This window comes from Roseicyclus sp. (assembly GCF_052168335.1).
In the GTDB taxonomy this organism is placed as follows: Bacteria; Pseudomonadota; Alphaproteobacteria; order Rhodobacterales; family Rhodobacteraceae; genus Roseibacterium.
Map to the genome: position 1 here is coordinate 1 of NZ_JBQLZP010000333.1, position 6,742 is coordinate 6,742.

Annotated in this window: 9 protein-coding genes; all 9 read right to left on the reverse strand. The window is 65.6% G+C overall.

The features are described from left to right. Positions 1 to 37: 37 nt before the first annotated feature. A complete protein-coding gene (locus ACTS11_RS10205; RefSeq protein ID WP_442640208.1) occupies positions 38 to 649 on the reverse strand; it encodes an autoinducer binding domain-containing protein in 612 nt (203 codons plus the stop codon). A gap of 375 nt (positions 650 to 1,024) precedes the next feature. Then, positions 1,025 to 1,450, reverse strand: a complete 426-nt coding sequence (rplQ, locus tag ACTS11_RS10210; RefSeq protein WP_442640209.1) for a 50S ribosomal protein L17 — start codon at positions 1,448 to 1,450, stop codon at positions 1,025 to 1,027. Positions 1,451 to 1,586: 136 nt separating this feature from the next. Next, positions 1,587 to 2,603 (reverse strand): DNA-directed RNA polymerase subunit alpha, encoded by a 1,017-nt coding sequence (locus ACTS11_RS10215; RefSeq protein ID WP_442640210.1) that lies wholly within the window; start codon positions 2,601 to 2,603, stop codon positions 1,587 to 1,589. 112 nt (positions 2,604 to 2,715) lie between these two features. Next, on the reverse strand, positions 2,716 to 3,105 hold the full coding sequence (rpsK, locus tag ACTS11_RS10220) for a 30S ribosomal protein S11 (protein ID WP_222190827.1): 390 nt from the start codon (positions 3,103 to 3,105) through the stop codon (positions 2,716 to 2,718). A gap of 15 nt (positions 3,106 to 3,120) precedes the next feature. Next, the gene (rpsM, locus tag ACTS11_RS10225; protein ID WP_442640211.1) at positions 3,121 to 3,489 is read right to left on the reverse strand and encodes a 30S ribosomal protein S13; all 369 of its coding nucleotides are present in this window, start codon (positions 3,487 to 3,489) and stop codon (positions 3,121 to 3,123) included. A gap of 225 nt (positions 3,490 to 3,714) precedes the next feature. Then, on the reverse strand, positions 3,715 to 4,356 hold the full coding sequence (locus ACTS11_RS10230) for an adenylate kinase (RefSeq protein ID WP_442640212.1): 642 nt from the start codon (positions 4,354 to 4,356) through the stop codon (positions 3,715 to 3,717). Further along, complete coding sequence (secY, locus tag ACTS11_RS10235) at positions 4,353 to 5,720, reverse strand: preprotein translocase subunit SecY (protein WP_442640213.1); 1,368 nt, start codon at positions 5,718 to 5,720, stop codon at positions 4,353 to 4,355. The genes ACTS11_RS10230 and secY overlap by 4 nt, the downstream gene beginning before the upstream one ends. Before the next feature lie 131 nt (positions 5,721 to 5,851). Beyond that, positions 5,852 to 6,325 carry a 50S ribosomal protein L15 gene (rplO, locus tag ACTS11_RS10240; protein WP_442640214.1) on the reverse strand — a complete coding sequence of 158 codons (474 nt, stop codon included), beginning with the start codon at positions 6,323 to 6,325 and terminating at the stop codon, positions 5,852 to 5,854. Between the two features lie 232 nt (positions 6,326 to 6,557). Beyond that, positions 6,558 to 6,742 (reverse strand): 50S ribosomal protein L30 (rpmD, locus tag ACTS11_RS10245; protein ID WP_442640215.1); only part of this gene is annotated, 185 nt, incomplete at its 5' end.

Sequence of the window (6,742 nt, forward strand, 5' to 3'; positions counted from 1 at the left end):
CAGAGGGGCCCCCGCTGCCTCGTCCTGTCGCGCGGATTCAGATGAATCCGTACTCCCTGGCGCGTTGCACCGCCTCGGCGGTGGTCCGTGCCATGAGCTTCTGCCTGGCGGATCTCAGGCGCGCCTTGAAGGCGCTTTCTGATATGCCGAGCTTGGCGGCGGCGGCGGCATGGCGGTCCCCTTCCGCGATGCATCTCAGTGCGTCGGCCTGCGCCCTGGACAGGCGCGCCGGCGGTTCGGACAGGTCGTGCATGCGCTGCACGATCCGTTGAATGTGTGTCATCTCCTCGTCGGTGAACTCGCGGTCGCCGCGACTGGCCCCGGCGATGGTGCGCGACGACATGGGGCCGATGGAAGCGATCATCCCGTAGACCAGCCCGTAGCCTGCGGATTCCGGCAATATGCCGAAGGGATCGGGAAGTCCGATCTCGCTCCACCGCCGGGTGCCCGTGTGGCTGAGGCCCCAGGCCAGCGTCGGATCGCGCAGCCCGTAGAGCTTGGCCGTGTAGACCTCCTGCCAGGCATCGGGATAGGTGTTCACCATGATCAGCGGTGAGACGTAGCGGATGTGCAGCCCTACTGCGAACCCCGCCGGCGCCGCGAGCGACAATTCGTGCAGGAGCAGGTCCAGTACCGGCGCTTTCGACATGACCTACCCAAAATGCAACTGGCTAAAGAGACATGGCCATTTAGACTAGTTGCCAATCCTTCGGTCAACTGGCGAGTTTGACGGCAATCGACGAGTGATGGTGAGATCATGACCAAAAGGATCGAGCACGATCTTTTTGCGCGTCTCATGCGTTTGTCGGCAAGGGAGCGCAGCGACATTCTGGAGTTTCTCGGCCAGTCGCCGGTATCGCCCGGGGATCTGGTCGAATGCTCCGCACTCACCGACGGAATGCAGAGACCGCCGGATGGCGGGACCGGAGCTGCACTTCGCCCGGCCCGACCTTGAAAACGAAGATCCCCGGCCTTGTGGCCGGGGATCCTGTCGTTCCGGGATGCGGAGTCGATCGCGGGTGGATCAATCCTCGCCGTCGAAAGCCTCTTCGGCCTCGAGGCGCGCGCGGTCGGCGGCGCCCTTCGCCTCGGGGTCGCGGTCCACGAACTCGATGATCGCCATCGGCGCCATGTCGCCGTAGCGGAAGCCGGCCTTCAGCACGCGGACATAGCCGCCCTGGCGCTCGGCGTAGCGGGGCCCGAGAACCTCGAAGAGCTTGGCCACATGCATGTCCTGCTTGAGCTGTGCCGCGGCCTGGCGGCGGGCGTGGAGGTCACCGCGCTTGGCGAGGGTGACGAGCTTCTCGATCACCGGGCGCAGCTCTTTCGCCTTGGGCAGGGTCGTCTTGATCTGTTCGTGTTCGATGAGCGAACCGGCCATGTTGGAGAACATCGCCTTGCGATGTTCTGCAGTCCGGTTCAGGCGGCGGTATCCGCGGGCGTGACGCATGGGTCGATCTCCATTTCAATGCTTTGTCCGGGTCCCGTGCGTTGCGGGACCCTCCTTGTTGGGGCGGAATGCCCGGGTCGAAAATTCGTACGAATTTTCGCATGATGCGAATTTTCGTACGAAAATTCGGGTCGGATCAGAAGTTGTCCTCGTACTTCTTCGCCAGTTCCTCGATGTTGTCCGGCGGCCAGTCGACGATGTCCATGCCGAGATGCAGGCCCATGCCCGAGAGCACTTCCTTGATCTCGTTCAGCGACTTGCGCCCGAAGTTCGGGGTCCGGAGCATCTCCGCCTCGGTCTTCTGGATCAGGTCGCCGATATAGACGATGTTGTCGTTCTTCAGGCAGTTCGCGGACCGCACCGAAAGCTCGAGCTCGTCCACCTTCTTGAGCAGCAGCGGGTTGAACTCCAGATCGTCCTCGTCGTCCGACCGGCCGGCCGATTCCGGCTCGTCGAAGTTGACGAAGATCGAGAGCTGGTCCTGCAGGATGCGCGCGGCATAGGCCACGGCGTCATCCGGCGTGACCGAGCCGTCGGTCTCGAGCTTCAGCGTCAGCTTGTCGTAGTCCAGCACCTGGCCCTCGCGGGTCGGCTGCACGTCGTAGGAAACCTTCTTGACCGGCGAGTAGATCGCGTCGATCGGGATCAGGCCGATCGGCGCATCCTCGGGCCGGTTCTTGTCGGCCGAGACATAGCCCTTGCCGGTCGAGACGGTGAGCTCGATGTAGAGGTCCGCGCCCTCGTCGAGGTGGCAGATCACGTGGTCCTTGTTCAGGATCTCGATGCCCGCGCTCTCCGAGATGTCGCCCGCGGTCACGACCTTGGGGCCGCGCGCCGAGATCGACAGGCGCTTCGGCCCCTCGGTCTCCATGCGGAGCGCGACGCCCTTGAGGTTCAGGACGATGTCGGTCACGTCCTCGCGGACGCCCGCGACGGAGGAAAACTCGTGCAGCACGCCGTCGATCTGGACGCTGGTGATGGCCGCGCCCTGAAGCGAGCTCATCAGCACCCGGCGCAGCGCGTTGCCGAGCGTCAGGCCGAAGCCGCGCTCGAGCGGCTCGGCGACGACGGTCGCCTTGCGCGCGGGATCGTTGCCGGGCTGGACGACCAGCTGCGTCGGCTTGATGAGCTCTTGCCAGTTCTTGTGGATCATGCGTCGCCTCCATTCCAGTGGCGCGGGGATCCGTCCGCGACACGCTCGAGGATCAAAATGACGTCGGCAGGCCGCACGCGGGAGCGCGGCCTGCCAGGAGATGTCCGGCGCCTCAGACGCGGCGGCGCTTGGGCGGACGGCAGCCGTTGTGGGCGATCGGGGTCACGTCGCGGATGGACGTGATCTGGAAGCCGACGGCGGCCAGCGCGCGGAGCGCGGATTCACGGCCCGAACCGGGGCCCTGGACCTCGACCTCGAGGGTCTTGACGCCATGTTCCTGCGCCTTGCGGCCCGCATCCTCGGCGGCCATCTGCGCGGCGTAGGGGGTCGACTTGCGCGAGCCCTTGAAGCCCATCGTGCCGGCGGACGACCAGGAGATCGCGTTGCCCTGCACGTCGGAGATCAGGATCTTGGTGTTGTTGAAGGACGAGTTCACATGCGCCACGCCGGCGGCGATGTTCTTCGAGACCTTGCGCTTTGCGGGACGACGATCGCGTGCCATTGGTCCTGCCCTCCCTTACTTCTTCTTGCCGGCGATGGGCTTCGCGGGGCCCTTGCGCGTGCGTGCGTTGGTGTGGGTGCGCTGGCCGCGCACGGGCAGGTTGCGGCGATGGCGCAGGCCACGGTAGCAGCCGAGATCCATCAGGCGCTTGATGTTCATCTGCACGTCGCGGCGCAGGTCGCCCTCGACGGTGTAGTTGGCGTCGATGTGCTCGCGGATCTGGAGCACCTCGCTGTCGGACAGCTCGTTCACGCGGCGGGACTGGTCGATGCCGACGGCATCGCAGATCTGGCGCGCGGAGGCGGGGCCGATTCCGGTGATGTAGGTCAGCGCGATGGGAACGCGCTTGGCGGTGGGGATGTTGACCCCTGCGATACGTGCCAAGAAAATTCGTCCTTCATGTTGCGAGCCCGTGATTCCAGGCCCTTTTTTCACAACGAAGGGGTCATGCCGGCGGCGGCGCGACCCCGATTTCACGTCGAATGCGGCAGAAATCGAATCTGCCAGCAATCATTGGCTTCCCGGAGGGAAGCCGCGACATAGGGGGTTTTCGGAAGGGCGTCAAGGCCGCTGGGGGCGGCCTGTCAACCCTTTTGCAAGACCTTTCGGTCAGTCGAGAATCGCGGCGATCTCGGCGGCCACGTCGTCGATCTCGCCGAGCCCGTCCACCGCGCGCAGCTGGCCCTTCGCATGGTAGTAGCCGATCAGCGGCGAGGTCTGCTTGTAGTAGGCCATGAGGCGCGTGCGCAGGCTGTCCTCGTTGTCGTCGGCGCGGCGCTTGAACTCGGTCCCGCCGCAGCTGGTGCAACGTCCGTCGGCCGGGATCGGCTTGGTCTGGTCGTTGTAGACCTCGCCGCAGTTGCCGCAGGTGGAGCGCGCGGTGATCCGGCTGACGAGCGTGTCGTCGTCGACCCGCATCTCGATCACGGCGTCGAGGGACTGGCCCTCCTCCGACAGGAGCTCGCCGAGCGCGTCGGCCTGCGCGAGCGTCCGCGGGAATCCGTCGAAGATGAACCCGCCGCCCTTCGCGCCCTCGAGCTTCTCGCGGATCAGGCCGATCACGATCTCGTCCGTGACGAGTTCGCCGCGCGCCATGACGTCGGCGACGCGCTTGCCCATGTCCGTTCCGCTGTCCTTCGCCTCGCGGAGCATGTCCCCCGTCGAGAGTTGCACCATGTCCCGCTCCTCCACGAGACGGCGCGCCTGGGTGCCCTTACCCGCGCCGGGCGGGCCCAGTAGTATGATGTTCATCGCCGAGCTGGCCCTTTCCGCGGCTTCGTACCGCCTTTCCTCCCCCGGAGCTGGCTTTTCTCCAGCAGCCCTTCGTACTGATGGGCAAGCAGATGAGACTGGATCTGCTGAACCGTGTCCATCCCGACCGACACGATGATGAGGATCGACGTGCCGCCGAAATACGCCGTGATGGCGAGCTGCGTCCGCACCATCTCGGGCATCAGGCAGACGAAGGCGAGGTAGGCGGAGCCGAGCACGAGGATGCGGTTGACGACATACTCGAGGTATTCGGATGTCCGCTTGCCGGGACGGATGCCGGGGATGAAGCCGTTCTGGTTCTTCAGGTTGTCCGCCACGTCGTCCGTCTTGAACGAGACGTTCAGCGTGTAGAAGTAGGTGAAGAACACGATCATCGCCGCGAAGAACAGCAGGTACAGCGGCTGTCCCGGCCCGAAGTTCGCCAGCACCCACGACATCACCGGCCCGCTCGCCTCGCCGCCGCCGAAGGTCGTCAGCGTGGTGGGCAGCAGGAGGAGCGAGGAGGCGAAGATCGCCGGGATCACGCCCGCCGGGTTCACCTTGACGGGCAGGTGGCTCGATCCGCCGTCATAGACCTTCATCCCCACCTGGCGGCGCGGATACTGGATGTGGATCTTCCTGAGACTCCGCTCCATGAACACCACGAAGAAGAGCGTGCCGATGAGCATGGCGATGACGCCGAGGACGGCGGGCGTCGACAGCGCGCCCGACCGCCCGCTCTCGAAGAACTGCGCCAGGGCGGCGGGGATCTCGGCGATGATGCCGACGAAGATGATGAGCGAGATGCCGTTGCCGATGCCGCGCTGGGTGATCTGCTCGCCCAGCCACATCAGGAACATCGTGCCGCCGACCAGCGTGATGACGCAGGCGGCGCGGAAGAACCAGCCCGGATCGGTCACGAGGCCGCCCGATTCCATGCTGACGGCGAGCCCGTAGGCCTGCGCCGTCGCCAGCGCGACGGTGCCGTAGCGCGTGTACTGGTTGAGTTTCTTGCGCCCGGCCTCGCCCTCCTTCTTGAGCTGCTCCATGGACGGCACCATGGCCGCCATGAGCTGAACGATGATCGAGGCCGAGATGTAGGGCATGATCCCGAGGGCGAAGATCCCCATGCGCGAGAGCGCGCCGCCCGTGAACATGTTGAGGACGCCGCCGAGACCCGCCGCCGCCTGGTCGAAGAAGGCGCGCAGTTCGGTGCCGTCGATCCCCGGAACGGGAATGTAGGTGCCGATCCGGTAGATGATCAGAAGGCCGAGCGTGAACCAGATGCGCTGACGCAGTTCGGTGGCCTTGCCGAAGGCCCGCCAGCTCATGTTCGCGGCCATTTGCTCCGCTGCTGATGCCATGCCGCCTCTCTCATGCACAGCGCGCCGCAAGACCGGTCTACGGTTCCCGCGGCGCGAATTCGGGTCGGATATGATTTAGGCCGCGCGGGTGCGGGCCACAACCACCGCGGGGCCACAAGGCCCCGTTAAGGTTATTCCGCCGCAGCCGCCTCTGCGACCTTGAGCGAGCCGCCCGCCTTCTCGACCGCCGCGACGGCCGCCTTCGAGGCGCCGGTCACGGAAATGGTGAGCTTGGAGGTGACGTCGCCCTTCGCGAGCACGCGGATGCCGTCGAGCTTGCGGCGCACGAGGCCCGAGGCCACCAGTGCGTCCTCGGTGATCTCGGACGTGCCGTCGAGGTTGCCGGCTTCCACGAACTTCTCGATGAGGCCGAGGTTCACGATCGCGAATTCCTTGCGGTTCGGCTTGTTGAAGCCGCGCTTGGGAAGACGCTGGTAGAGGGGCATCTGGCCGCCTTCGTAGGCGTTGATCGCGACGCCCGAACGGGACTTCTGGCCCTTGATGCCGCGGCCGCCCATCTTGCCCTTGCCCGAGCCCGGGCCCCGGCCGACGCGCTTGGCCTTCTTCGTCGCGCCCGGATTGTCGCGGAGTTCGTTGAGTTTCATGTCGCTTCTCCTGAGCCGGAACCGCCCCCGAAGCGTATGGGACGGACACGGCATGTCTTGAAAACGGATCGTGGCCGGGTCGGCCACCGCGCGCGTATAGACGCATGAATGACGGGGATCAAGGGCCGTCGGAAGCCGCCCTGGTCCGGTGTTCGGGACGGTGGAACGCAAAAGCTCCAGCCTGGCTGGCTGGAGCTTTCGCATGTCTGCGGGAGCGCTGGACGTCGTGGCGTCAGCCGCGCTCTTCGACGATCTCCACGAGATGCGGGATCTTCGCGATCATGCCGCGGATCGAGGGCGTATCCTCGAGTTCCCGCGTGCGGTGCATCTTGTTCAGCCCCAGCCCGATCAGCGTGCGGCGCTGGATGTCGGGACGGCGGATCGGCGAGCCGATCTGCTTGACGACGATGGTCTTTG